Origin of the sequence: Tersicoccus sp. Bi-70 (assembly GCF_001968825.1) — a bacterium.
Classification (GTDB): domain Bacteria; phylum Actinomycetota; class Actinomycetes; order Actinomycetales; family Micrococcaceae; genus Tersicoccus.
On record NZ_MIEU01000014.1, the window covers coordinates 249,740 to 265,350 of the forward strand.

Below are 15,611 nucleotides of genomic sequence, written 5' to 3' on the forward strand. Positions count from 1 at the left end.
CCCGGAACCGGCATCCCGCCGGCCGACGGGGGTGGCGGACGCGACCGGACCCCGGGCGGGGGCATCCCCGCGGACGGCGCCCGGCTCGTTCGCGGTCACAGGCCCGCCAGCCTCGCCTCACCGCGGGCGGACAGCGCCTCACGCAGCCGGGCGGCCTCGTCGGCCGGCAGCCCCGGGATCGCGGCGTCCGTCCCGGCCGACGCGGTGTGCAGCTTGATGCCGGCCATGCCGAGCATCCGGTCGATCGGGCCGGCCTGCACGTCCACGTACTGCATCCGGCCGTAGGGCACCACGACGAGACGGCGGAAGAACAGGCCGCTGCGGATCAGCAGGTCCTCGTCCCGTTCGGCGTACCCGACGGCGCGCACCTGGCGCGGGATGAGCACGAGGCGCCACAGCTGGACGAGGAGGGCGACCACGGCGACGGTCCACGCGAGCCAGCCCGGCAGCCAGGTCCACGCGCCGAGCAGGACGAGCAGGAGAGGGACGGAGCAGACGACGACGGTGATGACGGCCCCCGGCAGCCAGCCGAGAGCCCGGGCCCACACCAGCCGCGGCGAGACGCCGGTGAAGGTCAGCCCCTCGGGATCGATCGGTTCGCTACGCATACTCCCCCTCGTTCGGCTGCGGGCCGCCACCACTGTCCTGGCCGTCCTCGGGCGGGATCCGGCAGAAGTGCTCGACGAGGACGCCGACGCCGACCATGACGGCACCGCCCGCGACCTGCGCGACCGCGAACCAGAGCACCGACTGGTCCGAGCGCAGGGCGAGCAGGCCGAGCTGTTCGACCAGCACCCCCACGTGCCAACCGCCGAGGACCGCGCCGGTGTAGGCGGTCGCCTGCGCGAGCACGAGGGTCCGGGCCGCGAGCAGCGGGTTGATCATCCGCTTCGCCCTGCCCTGCCGCCAGCGCAGCACCTGCAGGCCGAGGCCGACGGTGATCGCGACCAGCAGCAGCACCGTCAGCAGCGAGCTGAGCGGGAGCACCGGGGTGGGACCGCCCGCCCGGGTGATCAGAACGTCGGCCAGCCAGCCGAGGACGGCGGCGACGACGGCCACCACGAGCAGGGTGCGGACCCGCAGGCCGTTCACGACGCGACCTCGGCGCGGCGGACCCCGTCGTGGTCGGCGGCGCGCGCGAGCAGGTCCGCCACGGGAACGCCGTCGAGCCGGGCGTCCGGCTCCAGCCAGGACCAGGGGGCCAGCACGAAGGCGCGGCCGGCGGCGGAGGCGTGCGGCAGGGTCAGGTCCGGGTCGGTGCGGTGCACCTCGCCGGCGGGCGTGGTCACGGTGATGATGTCGACGTCGAGCGTGCGGGGTCCCCAGCGCACCAGCCGCTCGCGGCCGAAGCGCGCCTCGATCCGGTGGCATGTGGCGAGCAGCTCGTCCGGGTCCAGCTCGGTGGCCACCCGCACCACCATGTTCCGGTAGTCCGGCTGGCCCGCGGGCCCACCGACGGGCGCCGTGACGGCGACGGGAGAGGCGGCCAGCAGCGTGAGGCCGGCGTCGTCCGCGATCGCGTCCACGGCCGCGGCCAGCGTCGCGCCGGGATCGCCCAGGTTGGCACCGAGCGCGAGGATCGCCTCGGCCCGGTGCGCGTCCGGCCCGGCCGCCCCCGGTTTCCCCATCCCCGGTTCCCTCATGCTCGGTTCCCTCGACCCCGGCTCGCTCATGCCCGCTCAGTCCCGGGTTCGCCGGACGGTCACGGCGACGTCGTCGAACGGCACCGGGATGGGGGCGGCGGGCTTGTGCACGGTGACGGTGGCCGCGTCCAGGGGAAAGGCGGCCAGCAGCTCGTCCGCGATGGCCGCGGCGAGCGTCTCGATCAGGGCGACGGGCGCCCCGGTCAGGCGCGCGTGCACCCGTTCGGCGGCCTCGGCGTAGTTGACGGTGCGGGTCAGGTCGTCGTCGCGGGCGGCGGCGGTCAGATCGAGTTCGAGGACGACGTCGGCGATGAAGACCTGGCCGAGGTCCCGTTCGGCGTCGAGCACGCCGTGCGTGCCGCGCCCGCGGATCCCGGTGAGGGTGATGGTGTCCACCGCACTCACCGCCCGGCCCAGGCGGCGGCCACCTTCACCGCGTCGAGATTCGGCTTCACGTCGTGCACCCGCACCGCCCAGGCCCCGGCGGCGGCCGCGAGGGCGGTGGTGGCGATCGTCGCGTCGTCGCGGTCCTTCGGCGGGGCGGACTTGCCGGAGCTGGCGAGGAGCTCGCCGAGGAACGTCTTCCGGGAGGTGCCGACGAGGACCTTGCGGCCGAGCGCGGTGAACCGGTCGAGCGAGCGCAGCAGCTGCCAGTTCTGCTCGCCGGCCTTCGCGAACCCGATGCCGGGGTCGAGGATCAGCTTCTCGGGCGCGACGCCCGCGTCGACGAAGCGGGCGGCGAGCGGCGCGAGCTCGGCGATGACCTCCTCGACGACGTCCTCGTACTGGGCACGGGAGACCATCGTGCGGGAGTCGCCCCGGCTGTGCTGCAGGACGTAGTGCACGCCGCGCTCGGCGATCAGCGCGGGCATGTCCGGGTGCAGCGCGGTGCCGGAGACGTCGTTGACGATGGCCGCGCCGGCGTCGATCGCGGCAGCCGCGACCGCGGGCCGACGGGTGTCAACGCTGACCAGGGCGCCTGCCCGCACGAGCGCGGTGATCACGGGGATCACCCGGTCCAGCTCCGTGCCGACGGGGACCTCGACCGCACCCGGCCGCGTGGACTCCCCGCCGACGTCGACGATGTCGGCCCCCGCGAAGTGCAGGCGCAGGCCGTGGTCGATCGCGGCGCCGCGGGTGCTGTGGTCACCGCCGTCGCTGAAGGAGTCCGGCGTGACGTTGACGATGCCCATCACCAGGGTGCGGTCCGTGGGCAGGTCCGCGACGGTGCGGGGACGGGTGGACCGGCGGATGACCGGCAGGGGCAGGGTGTTGGGGCCCGTGCCCGGCGCGACACCGAGTGTGTCCATGACGTTCTTACCTTCCGAGGATGAGACCCATGGCTTCGGCGCGGGTGGCCGGGTCGTGCAGTTGGCCGCGGACCGCCGAGGTGACGGTGCGGGTGCCCGGCTTGCGGACCCCGCGCATCGACATGCACAGGTGTTCGCACTCGATGACCACGATGGCACCGCGCGGCGCGAGGTGCGCGACCAGCGCTTCCACGATCTGGGTGGTGAGCCGCTCCTGCACCTGGGGACGCCGCGCGTAGATCTCCACGAGCCGGGCCAGCTTGCTCAGGCCGGTGACCTTCCCGTCGTGGGACGGGATGTAGCCGACGTGCGCCGTGCCGTGGAAGGGCACGAGGTGGTGCTCGCAGGTCGAGTAGAAGGGGATGTCCTTCACCAGGACCAGTTCCTCGTGGTCCAGGTCGAAGGTCGTGCCCAGCACGTCCCCGGCGTCCTGGTGCAGGCCGGAGAACATCTCGGCGTAGGCCCGGGCCACGCGATCCGGGGTGTCCTTCAGCCCGGATCGCTCGGGGTCCTCCCCGATGGCCAGCAGGATCTCCCGCACGGCGGCGGCGATCCGGGGCTCGTCGACCCCGGCCACCGCGCCGGGCATGCCCGGTTCGTCGGGCCGCTCCGCGTGCGTCATCACTCGTGCGGCGGGAGCTCGCCGGCGCTCGACTCGTGGGGAGCCTGCACCGGGTGTTCGGGCTTGGCGGCGACGGCCTGGTCCTGCGGGGCCTGCCGCGCCGGGTTCGGCCGACCGTCGCGCACGGCCTGCTCCTGCTCGGCGCGCGTGGTCACCGGCGGGATGTCCGAGACCGGACGGTCGTCGCTGGAGAGCCACACCGGGCGCAGGTCCCGCTGCCGGATGTCGCGGAAGATGTCCGCGATCTGCTGCTGGTTCAGCGTCTCCCGCTCGAGCAGCTCGAGGGCGAGCCGGTCCAGGACGTCGCGGTTCTCCATCAGGATGGCCCAGGCCTCGTCGTGGGCGCTGTCCATGAGGATGCGCACCTCCTCGTCGACGACGGCGGCCACCTCCTCGGAGTAGTCCCGCTCGTTGCCCATGTCGCGGCCGAGGAACGGCTCACCGTTGCCGGAGCCGAGTTTGACCGCGCCGATCCGGGCGCTCATGCCGTACTGGGTGACCATCTTGCGGGCCGTGGCGGTGGCCTTCTCGATGTCGTTCGACGCGCCCGTGGACGGGTCGTGGAAGATGATCTCCTCCGCGACGCGGCCACCCATCGCGTACGCCAGCTGGTCGAGCAGCTCGTTGCGGGTGGTCGAGTACTTGTCGTCGGCCGGCAGCACCATCGTGTAGCCGAGTGCGCGGCCGCGGGGCAGGATCGTCACCTTGGTGACCGGGTCCGTGTTCCGCAGGGCCGCGGCGACGAGCGCGTGACCGCCCTCGTGGTAGGCGGTGATCTTGCGCTCCAGCTCCTTCATCAGCCGGGACCGCTTCTGCGGGCCGGCGATGACACGGTCGATGGCCTCGTCCAGCGCGCGGTCGTCGATCAGCTGGGCGTTGGAGCGGGCGGTCAGCAGCGCCGCCTCGTTGAGCACGTTGGCCAGGTCCGCACCGGTGAAGCCGGGCGTGCGCTTGGCGACGGAGTAGAGGTCCACGCCGGGCGCCATCGGCTTGCCCTGGGCGTGCACCTGCAGGATGCGGAAGCGGCCGCCCATGTCGGGGGCCTCGACGCCGATCTGGCGGTCGAACCGGCCGGGCCGCAGCAGGGCCGGGTCCAGCACGTCGGGCCGGTTGGTGGCGGCGATGAGGATGACGTTGGTCTTGACGTCGAACCCGTCCATCTCCACGAGGAGCTGGTTCAGGGTCTGCTCGCGCTCGTCGTTGCCACCACCGACGCCGGCGCCGCGGTGCCGGCCGACGGCGTCGATCTCGTCGACGAAGATGATCGCCGGGGCGTTGTTCTTCGCCTGCTCGAACAGGTCGCGGACGCGGGAGGCGCCGACACCGACGAACATCTCGACGAAGTCCGAGCCGGAGATCGAGTAGAACGGGACGCCGGCCTCACCGGCGACGGCGCGGGCCAACAGCGTCTTGCCGGTACCCGGAGGGCCGTAGAGCAGCACGCCCTTGGGGATCTTGGCGCCGACGGCCTGGAACTTGGCCGGCTCGGAGAGGAACTCCTTGATCTCGTGCAGTTCCTCGACGGCCTCGTCCGCACCGGCGACGTCGGCGAAGGTGACCTTCGGGTGGTCCTTGGAGATCAGCTTCGCGCGGGACTTGCCGAACTGCATGACCTTGGACCCGCCGCCCTGGGCGCGGGAGAGGATGAACCAGAAGATGACGCCGATGATGAGGAACGGCACCATCAGCTGGACGAGACCGAGCAGCCAGTTGTTCTCCGGCGGCTGGTCCGTGTAGCTGTCCAGCTTGGAGGCGGAGACGGCCTTGACGACGTCGGCGCCGCGCGGGGCCACGTAGTAGAACTGGACGTTCTTGCCGAGGTCCTTGCCGTCCTGGACGTAGTCGTCACGCAGGGTCAGGTCGACGCGCTGCTCGCCGTCGGAGACGCGGGCCTGGCTCGCCTTGCCGTCCGCGAGCAGCTGCAGGCCGACGTTGGTGTCGACGCGGTTGGACGACCCGGATGTCATCAGCGGGAACGCGATGGCCAGCACGATCAGGCCGATCACGATGTAGACCAGCGGTCCCTTGAAGATCTTCTTGAGGTTCATGCGTGGTTGGGCCCGGTCCGGCCACTACCTCCCGTTCGACTGTGCTCGCAGCGACGCCGCCGACGGGTGCCGACGTGTCGTGTCTGTGCCAAATATCGCACCGCTACGGCTGTAGGACGTAGTCGACGGGCGTCGAGTTCCCTCAGAGCGGAGAGCGGTGGCCGATCTCACAGCCGGTACGGGTGCCGCGGCTCGGCCCGTGCCTGCTGGGGAGACGTCACTGGTAGACGTGCGGGGCGAGCGTGCCGATGAAGTCGAGGTTCCGGTACTTCTCGGCGAAGTCGAGGCCGTAGCCGATGACGAACTCGTTGGGGATGTCGAAGCCGACGTACTTGACCGGCAGTTCGACCTTCGCCGCGTCCGGCTTGCGCAGCAGGGTGCAGATCTCGATCGACGCGGGGCCGCGGGAGGCCAGGTTCGACTTCAGCCAGGACAGGGTGAGCCCGGAGTCGATGATGTCCTCGACGATCAGGACGTGCTTGTCGGTCAGGTCGGTGTCGAGGTCCTTGAGGATCCGCACGACGCCGGAGGACTGCGTGCCCGACCCGTAGGAGGAGACCGCCATCCAGTCCATCGCGACGTGGCTGTGCAGGGCGCGGGCGATGTCGGCGACGACCATGACGGCGCCCTTGAGGACACCGACGAGGAGGATGTCCCGCCCCGCGTAGTCGCGGTCGATCTCGGCGGCCAGATCAGTGATCTTCTGCTGGATCTGTTCCTTGGTGTAGAGCACGTGCTCCAGATCGGCCTGGACGTCGCTCGAATCCACGCGGGGCTCCTTCAGGAGGGAACGGGCCGTCGTGCGGGCGGCGGCGGAAGAGGGTGCCGGGCTCGCCCCGGCGCATCGCCTCTAGCGTGCCACAGTCGCGCCGCCGCCGGTCAATTCCGGCCCGGCTCACGCCCGGTCCGGCTCGCCGCTCGCTTCAAGCCCGGCCCGGTTCGCCGCACCCCGCAGCTCCAGCACGGCCCGGCCCGCGCCGGCGCCGGCGCCGGCGCCGTCCCGGCCCCGGGCATCCGCCCCGTCGTCGATCTGGTCCCCGCGGTCGCGGAGACGGCGCGCGATGACCCCGCCCGGCAGGGGAACCGGCCCCGCACCGCCCGGGCCGGTGGCCGATCGGGGCGCCACGAGGTTCTCGAGGGCGCCGATGCGCTCCCGGGTGAGCGGATCCGCCCCCACGGCGGCGGCCGCGGCGGCGAGCACGCGGGGCAGCAGGGCGGGCGGCGTCACGCGCAGCTCGGCGAGCGGCAGCACGCAGCGCCCGGGGCTCCGCTCGGCGATCCGCGCGAACAGGGCGGCGGCCTCGGCGTCGAGGTGGTCCGCGTCCCGGGCGGCGATGGCCGCGGTGCGAGCGAGGCCGGCGGCCACGCCGGGGCCGAGCTCGTCGGTCAGCAGCGGTAGCACGGTCCGGCGGATGCGCGACCGCGTGAACGCCGGGTCCTCGTTGGCGGGATCGTTCCACCAGTCCAGGCCCTCGGCGGTGCAGACGCGCTCGGTGGCGGCCCGGTCCAGGCCGAGGTCGGGGTGGAGGAACGGCCGGTGGTAGGGGCCGCGCCGCGGCGGCATGCCGGCCAGGGAACGGGTGCCGGAGCCGCGCAGCAGCCCGAGCAGCACCTGCTCGGCCTGGTCGTCGAGCGTGTGGGCGAGCAGCACGGCGCGCGCGCCGGTCCGCCGGGCGGCGGCGTCGAGCGCGGCGTACCGGGCATCGCGGGCGGCGGCCTCCGGGCCCTCCCCCGCCGGCTCCACACGGACCCGGTCGACCACGACGGGGTCGAGCCCGAGATCCGTGCACTGCGCCGCGGCCCGGGCGGCGACGTCCGCGCTGTCCGGGTGCAGGCCGTGGTCGACGACGACGGCGCCGATCCGCGCGTCTCCGCGCCGGGCGAGGTGGGCGGCGGCTGCGGCGAGCGCGAGGGAGTCCGCTCCCCCACTGCAGGCCACGAGCGCGTCGACGGTGCCGTCGACATCGCCGGGCGGGGGCGGGTCGAGGGCGGCCAGCGCGGTCGCGATCGCGCGGCGGGCACGGGCGACGACGGGGTCGAGAGGGCCACGTCGCCCGTGCTGCCGGGTCACGGGGCCGGGCACGGGATCATCGGCTGGTCGGAGGGACGGTCGCGACGGTGTGCGTGTCCGGCTCAGCGCCGGGGGTCGCCCAGACCCATCCGGGCGACCCAGTCGCCGGGATGGTGGATCTCGTGCTCGGTGGGCAGGTGCGCCGGGGCGTCCCAGATGCGGTTGAACCCGTCGAGGCCCACCTGGTCGACGACGCCGCGCACGAAGCGGGAGCCGTCGCTGTACTGGCGCATCTTGGCGTCCAGGCCGAGCAGCTGGCGGATCAGCTTCTCGAAGCCGGAGCGCTGGGAGCCGCGGGCGTTGAACCGCTGCCGGATGGTCCGCACGGTCGGCACGACGGTGGCGTCGACGCCGTCCATGACGACGTTGGCGTGGCCTTCGAGCAGGCTCATCACGGCGGTCAGGTGGGAGAAGATCTCCCGCTCCTGCACGTCCTGGAAGATGCCGAGGATCCCGGCCTCGGAACCGGGTCCGACCTCGCCGCCGGACCGGCCGGCGGCACCGGTCAGCCGCCCGAAGCCGACGGACCGCGCCGCCTCGGCGATGCGGGCGGCGAACGTGTCGGCCTTGTCGACCATGGACTCCGAGAGCCGGCCGACCTGCTCGATCATGTGGCCGCGCAGCCACGGCGCGGCGGCGAACTGCACCCGGTGGGTCTGCTCGTGCAGGCACACCCAGAGCCGGAAGTCGGCGGGCTCGACGTGCAGCTCGCGCTCGATCTCGAGCACGTTGGGGGCCACGAGCAGCAGCCGGCCGGCCGGCGGCGCGGTGGTGTTCGCGGCGAGGGCGGCGAACGGGTCGTACTGGCCGAGGACCTTGCTGGAGAGGAACGAGAGGATCGTGCCCAGCTGCACGCCGGTGAGCCGGCCGCCCAGCGCCGTGGTGGCGGCCGTCAGCGACTGACCGCGGGTCTCCACCAGCCGCTCGAGCGCGGGCTGCATCAGCACGGAGAAGCTCTGCGTGTTCGCCCGGGACCACGTGGCCCGGTCGACGACGAGCACCGACGAGTCGCGCAGGTCCGCGGCGGCGTCGAGCCGGCTGATCTCGTGCACGTGGGCGACGGACGCGTCCGCGGCCTCCCGCAGGCTCTCGACGGTGTCGCGCATGCGGGCGGCGCTGACGCGTGGGCCCGCAGGGGCGAGCTTCGCGGCGGTGCCGGCGGCGAGGTCCCAATCGACGAGACCGGGCAGGCGGGACGGGGTGAGACTCATGGGGCCATTCGACCACATGCCCCTGACGCCGTGCTGGGCGCGGTGGCCCTTTCGCTCAGGGCGTGCGCACCGGTCGCGCCTCGATCCCGCCCTCGCGAAGAGCCGGCGAGACAGCACCTCCCGAGGAACGAGCGCGAGGGTCAGCGGGATCCGGGCCGGGCCGCGTCCCGGAGCAGGTCGGCCAGGGCGCCGGGACCGGCGGCGTCGGCCGCCGCGTTCAGGGCGGACCGGTCCCCCGCGTTGCGCAGGTGGGCGACGACGGCGGCGCGGTCGACGGCGCCGCCCATCGCCGAGGATCGGGGGGCACCGGCGTCGCTCGCCGTCGTCATCGCGACCGGCTGGGAGGCGGCGACGCGCTCCAGGATCAGGGCCGGGTCCATGGTCGAGTCCATGTCGCGTTCGAGCATGAGCAGCCGCTCCTGCACCACGGGGTTGCCGATCTTGATCCGCTGGCCGGAGCCGAGCTGGGAGAGCATCGGCGCGGAGAGGCCGAGGACGGCGGCCAGCCGCCGGCTGGAGATGCCGTAGTGGCTCATCACGGCGCCGAAACGGTCGGCGAGACTCTGGCCGTAGAGCCTCTCCTGCTCGGCGATCTTCTCTTCCGTGCTGCGGTGCTCCGACATGGTGTCAGCTTGGCACACCGGCGGCCGGTCGGACCCGGGCATGCCGGCCCGGTGGTGGCGCTCCGCGCCGCGCGCCCCGTCGCGCTGGGTCGGCTCAGCGGCACCCGCACCCGGCGAGCGCGGCAGCCGCGCGGTCCAGCGCTCCCCGCGCCGCTGCGGTCGCGCCGGGCGGGTTGGACGCCATGAGCGCGAACACCAGCAGCCGGCCGTCGCGGTCCAGCACGTAGCCGGTGAGCGTCGACGCGGCGTTCAGCGTGCCCGTCTTGGCGCGGACGACGCCGGCGCCGGCCGCGTCCGCGGCGTCGTCGAAGCGGTCGTCGAGCGTGCCGGTGAGCCCGGCGACGGGCAGCCCCGCCACGCCATCGTCGAACCGGCCGTCGGTGACGATCCGGCGCATGGCCCCGGCCAGCGTCGACGCGCTGACGCGGTTGCCGTCCGCCAGCCCGCACGCGTCGGTGACGACGAGGCCGCGGGTGTCCAGTCCGAGCCGGGTGGCGGTGTCCTTCACGAAGGCCGCGGTCCCGACGGGGTCCGTGGGCCGGCCGGCCGCGCGGGCGGCCACCCGGGTGAGGGCCTCGGCGACGTCGTTGTCCGAGTGCTCGAGCAGCCACCGGACCTGCTCTCCGACGGTCGCGGAATCGACGGCGCCGAGCCGGGCCGCGGTGCTGGGGACCGGGGCAGGGGTGCGGGTGACGACCGGGGCGACGTCGGCGGCCGGGCCGAGGGCGGTGCGCAGGGCCGCGGCGAAAACCTGGCCGGCCGCCAGCGCCGGGTCGGCGGGCCGTTCGCCCGGGGCGGCGTCGGCCCGGCTGTGGCCTGACCAGAGGGCGAGCGGGCCAACCGCGCCGATCTGCCCGTCCGCGACGTCGTCGGCGTACCAGGCGGGGTTGAGGGCGGGGCCGGCGAACCGGGTCGTGTCCACGCTCACGCGCACGGGGCCGGTCACGCCGGCGGCCCGCAGCGAGGTGGCGGTCCGCTCGGCCAGGGTCCGCAGGCCGGCGTGGCCCTGGGTCGCGGACGGATCGGACCGGCCGCTGCCGAGCATGACGTCGCCGGCGCCGACCAGCACCACCTCGCCCCGGCCGGTGCCGCGCACCGCGGTCGTGGTGAGGCGCGACTGCGGGTCCAGCGTGCTCAGGATCGCCAGGGACGAGAGGAGTTTGAGGTTGGACGCGGGCAGGCGGGGCTCGGCCGCGGCGTCCTGGTGCACGGCGCGGCCGGTCGCCGCGTCCAGCACGGCGGCGGAGACGTCGACGCCCGGCGCGACGGACCGGGCGGCCGCGAGCGCCGCCGCGACCCCCGCCGAGGTGGGCAGTGGCGCCGTCCCCGCCGGTGATCCGGCCGAGGTGGCGAGCGCCGTCGGCGGGCGTTGCGCCGGGATCGCGGCTGCGTCGTCGGCCGTCCAGGAGTCCCCCGTCGGCCCGCCGGGCAGCGCGAACAGTCCCACGGGCACGGCGACGGCGATGATCGCCAGGACGAGCAGCACCCCGATCAGCGTGCGGCGGCCCCGGGACCGCCGGCGGGGGCGTGACGGGACGGCGGATGCGGGCACCGGTCACCCCCTCGTCGTCGGTCGATGCTGAACTATCGTGGGTACCAGTCTCGCCGACCCGGGCCCCGCCCGTCGGCACCACCGGGCCTCACCGCCGATCGCCAGCAAGGAGAACCATGAACTTCGATGTCACCGTCGAGATCCCGAAGGGGTCCCGCGTGAAGTACGAGATCGACCACGAGACGCACCGGCTGCGCCTGGACCGCGTGCTCTTCACCTCGATGCAGTACCCCGCGCACTACGGGTACATCGAGAACTCCCTCGGTGAGGACGGCGACCCGCTGGACGCGCTCGTGATCCTCGACGTCGACGTCGTGCCCGGCGTGCTGATCGAGTCCCGCCCGGTGGCCGTGTTCAACATGGTCGACGACGGCGGCGGGGACGCCAAGGTGCTGTGCGTGCCCGAGGACCCGCGGTTCGACCACATCCAGGACATCGGCGACGTCTCCCCCTTCCTGCTGGACGAGATCAAGCACTTCTTCACCAAGTACAAGGACCTCGAGCCGGGCAAGTGGGTCGAGGCCGCGGACTGGGAGGACCGCGCGGCCGCCGAGAAGGAGGTCGTCGCCTCCCTCGAGCGCTTCAAGGCCGAGGGGTCCCCGTCCGAGGAGGACGAGCCGCAGGGCCGCGACGTCGACGCGGACCCGGTCAACAACTGACACCGACTCCACGATGCCCCCGGTCGCCTCGCGGCCGGGGGCATCGTCGTCTCCGGGAGTATGGCCGCGGGGCCCGGTCCCCGGACACTCCCGAGCGCCGAGGGACATGGCGCCCGGTCCCGGTCGACGACGGCGTGTCGTGGGACCGGGCCTCGGCGTCGTGCCGCCCGCCGCCCGGCATACTGGATCCGTGTTCGCCCTCACCTTCGACCAGCGTGCTGGACGTGAGGCAGGTGACCTCGTCCCGGACCTGATGACGCGGCTGCGGTTCCACCCCGTGCTCGTGCCGTTCCAACGATCGGTGGCCGACGAGGTGCAGGGCATCGTCGACGACCCCGCCGTCGCCGTCGACGCCGCCCTGGTCGGTCTGCGGGGCGGCCACTGGTCGGTCGGCATCGGCGTCGGCCGGGTCGACGATCTGACCTCGGACCACGTCCTCGACGCCGCCGGCCCCGCCATGGTTCACTCGCGCAACGCGGCCGAACGGTCCCTGGCCGTCACGGACCGGGTCGCCCTCTCGGTCGAGGGTCTCGACGAGAAGCTGGCGGCGGAGGCGGAGGGCGTGCTGCGCCTGATCGGCCGCATCGTGGCGGTCCGCACGACGGCCGAGTGGCGCGTCGTGGACCTGATGACGCCCGGCGTGCGCGGGCAGCAGAAGGTGATCGCGGCCGAGCTCGGCATCACCGTGCAGGCGGTCTCCCAGGCCGTACAGCGCTCCCTGCTGCCGCAGGAGTGGGCCGCCCGGCCCGCCGCCGCCCGCCTGCTCGGCCTCCTCGATCGACAGCGCGTGCTCTCCGCCTGAGACGGCGTGGGCTCGGCCGCTGCCGTCGTGATCCGGCTTGGCGTCAGGGGATCACGACACCGGCGACTCCAGGGTCAGCGACGGTTCGGCCCGGGTGGCCAGGGTCAGCACGGCCTCCGTGATCCGGTCGTGCTGTTCCACCCGGGCCTCGACGGCGCGCAGGCGCTCCGCGACCTCCGACTCCGTGCGGTCCCCGGCCAGGTCCACGGCGGCCACGAGGAAGATCCGGCCCGGGCCGACGAACTCGAGGTGCAGGTAGGTGACGCGCTCGACCTCGTCGTCGTCCAGCAGGGCGCGCAGCACGGCATCGCGCTGCGGACCGGCCAGCGTCTGGCCCACCAGGAACTCGCGATTGCGGGCGATCAGGAAGATCGCCATCACCGCGAGGACGATGCCGACGGCGATCGAGCCGAGCGCGTCGTAGACCGCGGATCCGGTGACCTGGTGCAGTCCGATCCCGGCGACGGCGATGACGATGCCGATCAGGGCACCTCCGTCCTCGATGAACACCGCCCGCAGCGTGGGATCCGAGGTGCGGGTGATGAACCGCAGCGGGTGCAGCCCGAGGCTGGCCGCCTGGCCGCGGGTCTGGCGCGTCGCCTGGAAGAACGAGGTTCCCTCGAGCACGAACGCGATGGCGAGGACGATGTAGGCGACCAGCGGATCGGTCTGGTCGCCCTCCTCGCTCAGGGACTGGATGCCGTGCCAGATGGAGACGACCGCGCCGGCGCTGAACAGGCCGAACGCCGCGAACATCGACCACACGTAGGCGTCGCGCCCGTAGCCGAGCGGGTGGGAGTCGTCGGGCTTCCGACCGGCCTTGCGCTCGGCGATCAGGAGGAACACCTCGTTGCCGGAGTCCGCCCAGGAGTGCGCGGCCTCGGCGACCATGGCCGCCGAGCCGGTCATCACGGCAGCGACCGACTTCGCGACGGCGATGAGGACGTTCGCGGCGAAGGCGACGAGCACGGTGAACATCGAGCCGCCGTGCTTCTCGTGGCCGCGATCGCCGTCGCCCGGGGATCGTCCGTCCGGACGCTCCGTCGACGCCGCCGGCGGTGCTGGTCGTCCTGCGCGAGTATCCGACATGCTGGCAGTCTAGGCCGGATCACCGGGACCGGAAGCATGCTGATGATCTCGCTCGCGTGGTCAGCCGAGCGTGATGCCGGCCGCAGCGAACCGGGCGCGCAGCCGGTCCCGGTGCCCACCCGGCCAGTACGAGCGTCCGCAGTGCGGGCAATGATGCAGTGGCAGCCCCCGGGCGACCACGTCCGCCGGCACGTCGCCCGCCCGACCGGCCCCGGCGCCGTCCAGCAACGCGCTGTTGCACACCCGGCACCGGGTCAGCGGACGGGCGTGCCCGTCGAGCCCGAACCGGTCGTGGATCTCTCGGAGCTGGGCGAGCGGGTCGGTCGCGTACACGAAGGCCCCGTGCCGGACGGCGGAGCGCTTGAGCAGACCGACGTCGCGGCTGAGCAGGACGCGGGTTCCGGCGGCGGCCACGGCGGCGAGATCGCCGTCCTCGGCGTTCGTGGCGTGCTCGACGTCGAAGCCGAGCAGCCGCAGGTAGCCGGCCAGCCGGCCGAGGTGGCCGTCGAGCACGAAGCCGGGCGCGTCCTCGGCCGCCTCCGGCCACGCCTGGGGAACGGCCACCGGATGCACGTCGACCGCCTCACCGTCGGCGAGACGATGATCCGGCGACACCGCCACTGCCGTCCGGCCCGCAGCGGCGACCTCGATCCGGCCGACCTCCGTGTGCGGAACGCCGAGCGCCTGGATGCGGTCCATGACGGGCACGAGACCATCGAGCGGAACGGTCACCGGTTCGCCGCGCAGCGCGGGGCGGAGGAAGCCGCGCAGCGCCGGGTCGAGGCGGACGAGGCAACTGGCCATGTCCCAGTATGGCCACCGGCACGGGACGGCCCGGCTGCTGCGCCGAGTGTGCGGACGATGTCGCCATTCGCGTCCGATGAGAGCATCAGCCGCACACTCGACGCGAGAAAGCCCGGCAAGAAGACCCGGCGCCCGGAACGGCAGCGACGCCGAGCCGGTGCCTCCTCAGCCGAGCAGGGTGCGCAGCGCGACGGCGGCGCCGTCCTCGTGGACGCTGCCGGTGATCGCGTCCGCCGCGGCGGCGACCTCCGCGGGCGCCTGCCCCATGGCGACGCCGTGCCCGGCCCAGCCGAGCATCTCGATGTCGTTGCGGCCGTCGCCCATCGCCATGGTCAGGGACGGGTCCACGTCGAGCCGGCGGCGCACCTGCTCGAGCGCACTGGCCTTCGTGGTGCCCTGCGCGGCGATGTCCAACCACGCCGTCCAGCCCACGGAGTAGGCGACGCCGTGCAGGCCGGCCCGCTCGATGGCGGCGGAGAAGTCGTCGGAGGTCGAGTCCGCGCTGTAGACGACGAGGCGGACGGCCGTCGCGTCGAGCAGCCGGCCGAAATCCACCCCCTCGGCCTCGACGCCGAAGCTGGCGTCCTGGAATCGCTCGGTGGAGAGGAAGCGGCCGATGTCGTCCTCGAGGGCGTAGGTGGCGTTCGGCAGGATGGCCCGCAGTGCGTTCAGCGCCGGCGCCGGGTCGAAGGTGACCCGCTCGACGACCTCGTGGCCCTCGGGCAGGTCCGGGTCGATGCGCACGGTGACGCCGCCGTTGCTGCAGACGGCGTAGCCGCGTTCCAGGCCGATCCGGGCGATCACCGGCAGCGTCGCGTGCAGCGAGCGCCCGGTGGCGATGACGACGTGGTGGCCGGCCGCGACGGTGGCACCGGCCGCCTCGCGCACGGCGTCGCTCATGTGCCCGTCGTGGTCGAGCAGGGTGCCGTCGACGTCGAGCGCGACGAGGCGCCGCTGCGCGGCAGCCCGCTCGGGACGACGTGCCCCAGCCGGCTCAGGGACAGCCAGAACGGAGGTGGTGGTCAGATTCTGGGAGGACCGGTCCTCGGTGCCGGTCGTGATGCTCGTGGTCATGATCCGATCCTGCCACGCACCCCTGACCGTCCGCCGGACGCGACGGCCTCACCCGGATGAAGGCCGGGTGAACACTCGCGCGGCCAGCGGCCGGACAGCGGCC

The 15,611-nt window shown here is 73.6% G+C and carries 17 protein-coding genes; 2 read left to right on the forward strand and 15 right to left on the reverse strand.

What is annotated here, in order from left to right; all coding sequences use genetic code 11:
• Positions 1-95: 95 nt before the first annotated feature.
• The 12 genes from BGP79_RS12305 to BGP79_RS12360 form a co-directional block, all read right to left on the reverse strand.
• Positions 96-608, reverse strand: a complete 513-nt coding sequence (locus tag BGP79_RS12305; RefSeq protein ID WP_076695903.1) for a PH domain-containing protein — start codon at positions 606-608, stop codon at positions 96-98.
• Positions 601-1,092: a DUF3180 domain-containing protein gene (locus BGP79_RS12310; protein ID WP_076695905.1), complete on the reverse strand. Its 492-nt coding sequence runs from the start codon at positions 1,090-1,092 to the stop codon at positions 601-603. The genes BGP79_RS12305 and BGP79_RS12310 overlap by 8 nt, the downstream gene beginning before the upstream one ends.
• Positions 1,089-1,643, reverse strand: a complete 555-nt coding sequence (gene folK, locus BGP79_RS16970; protein WP_083701874.1) for a 2-amino-4-hydroxy-6-hydroxymethyldihydropteridine diphosphokinase — start codon at positions 1,641-1,643, stop codon at positions 1,089-1,091. The genes BGP79_RS12310 and folK overlap by 4 nt, the downstream gene beginning before the upstream one ends.
• 36 nt (positions 1,644-1,679) lie before the next feature.
• Positions 1,680-2,039 (reverse strand): dihydroneopterin aldolase, encoded by a 360-nt coding sequence (gene folB / locus BGP79_RS16975; RefSeq protein ID WP_076695909.1) that lies wholly within the window; start codon positions 2,037-2,039, stop codon positions 1,680-1,682.
• A 5-nt stretch (positions 2,040-2,044) separates the two neighbouring features.
• Positions 2,045-2,953, reverse strand: coding sequence for a dihydropteroate synthase (folP, locus tag BGP79_RS12325; RefSeq protein ID WP_076695911.1), 909 nt, complete (start codon positions 2,951-2,953; stop codon positions 2,045-2,047).
• Between the two features lie 7 nt (positions 2,954-2,960).
• Positions 2,961-3,575: a GTP cyclohydrolase I FolE gene (gene folE, locus BGP79_RS12330; RefSeq protein WP_076695913.1), complete on the reverse strand. Its 615-nt coding sequence runs from the start codon at positions 3,573-3,575 to the stop codon at positions 2,961-2,963.
• A complete protein-coding gene (gene ftsH / locus BGP79_RS12335; RefSeq protein ID WP_076695915.1) occupies positions 3,575-5,623 on the reverse strand; it encodes an ATP-dependent zinc metalloprotease FtsH in 2,049 nt (682 codons plus the stop codon). Before ftsH ends, folE begins: the two co-directional genes overlap by 1 nt.
• A gap of 217 nt (positions 5,624-5,840) precedes the next feature.
• Positions 5,841-6,392: a hypoxanthine phosphoribosyltransferase gene (gene hpt, locus BGP79_RS12340; protein ID WP_076695917.1), complete on the reverse strand. Its 552-nt coding sequence runs from the start codon at positions 6,390-6,392 to the stop codon at positions 5,841-5,843.
• A 126-nt stretch (positions 6,393-6,518) separates the two neighbouring features.
• Positions 6,519-7,706 carry a tRNA lysidine(34) synthetase TilS gene (tilS, locus tag BGP79_RS12345; protein WP_076695919.1) on the reverse strand — a complete coding sequence of 396 codons (1,188 nt, stop codon included), beginning with the start codon at positions 7,704-7,706 and terminating at the stop codon, positions 6,519-6,521.
• A 50-nt stretch (positions 7,707-7,756) separates the two neighbouring features.
• The gene (locus tag BGP79_RS12350) at positions 7,757-8,905 is read right to left on the reverse strand and encodes a zinc-dependent metalloprotease (RefSeq protein WP_233121469.1); all 1,149 of its coding nucleotides are present in this window, start codon (positions 8,903-8,905) and stop codon (positions 7,757-7,759) included.
• A 140-nt stretch (positions 8,906-9,045) separates the two neighbouring features.
• Positions 9,046-9,528 carry a hypothetical protein gene (locus BGP79_RS12355; RefSeq protein WP_076695922.1) on the reverse strand — a complete coding sequence of 161 codons (483 nt, stop codon included), beginning with the start codon at positions 9,526-9,528 and terminating at the stop codon, positions 9,046-9,048.
• Between the two features lie 94 nt (positions 9,529-9,622).
• Positions 9,623-11,080: a D-alanyl-D-alanine carboxypeptidase/D-alanyl-D-alanine-endopeptidase gene (locus BGP79_RS12360; protein WP_083701875.1), complete on the reverse strand. Its 1,458-nt coding sequence runs from the start codon at positions 11,078-11,080 to the stop codon at positions 9,623-9,625.
• Between the two features lie 116 nt (positions 11,081-11,196).
• Between BGP79_RS12360 and BGP79_RS12365 the strand changes: the two genes are divergently transcribed.
• Together BGP79_RS12365 and BGP79_RS12370 are read left to right on the forward strand one after the other, a co-directional pair.
• Complete coding sequence (locus tag BGP79_RS12365) at positions 11,197-11,739, forward strand: inorganic diphosphatase (protein ID WP_076695924.1); 543 nt, start codon at positions 11,197-11,199, stop codon at positions 11,737-11,739.
• 190 nt (positions 11,740-11,929) lie between these two features.
• Positions 11,930-12,541 carry a hypothetical protein gene (locus BGP79_RS12370; RefSeq protein ID WP_076695926.1) on the forward strand — a complete coding sequence of 204 codons (612 nt, stop codon included), beginning with the start codon at positions 11,930-11,932 and terminating at the stop codon, positions 12,539-12,541.
• A gap of 51 nt (positions 12,542-12,592) precedes the next feature.
• On the opposite strand, the gene BGP79_RS12375 is transcribed toward BGP79_RS12370, so the two are convergent.
• From BGP79_RS12375 to BGP79_RS12385, 3 genes are all read right to left on the reverse strand, one after another.
• On the reverse strand, positions 12,593-13,630 hold the full coding sequence (locus tag BGP79_RS12375; protein ID WP_083701876.1) for a cation diffusion facilitator family transporter: 1,038 nt from the start codon (positions 13,628-13,630) through the stop codon (positions 12,593-12,595).
• 60 nt (positions 13,631-13,690) lie between these two features.
• Positions 13,691-14,434: a Mut7-C RNAse domain-containing protein gene (locus BGP79_RS12380; protein ID WP_076695930.1), complete on the reverse strand. Its 744-nt coding sequence runs from the start codon at positions 14,432-14,434 to the stop codon at positions 13,691-13,693.
• Positions 14,435-14,599: 165 nt separating this feature from the next.
• Positions 14,600-15,508, reverse strand: a complete 909-nt coding sequence (locus tag BGP79_RS12385; protein ID WP_083701877.1) for an HAD family hydrolase — start codon at positions 15,506-15,508, stop codon at positions 14,600-14,602.
• Positions 15,509-15,611 lie beyond the last annotated feature (103 nt).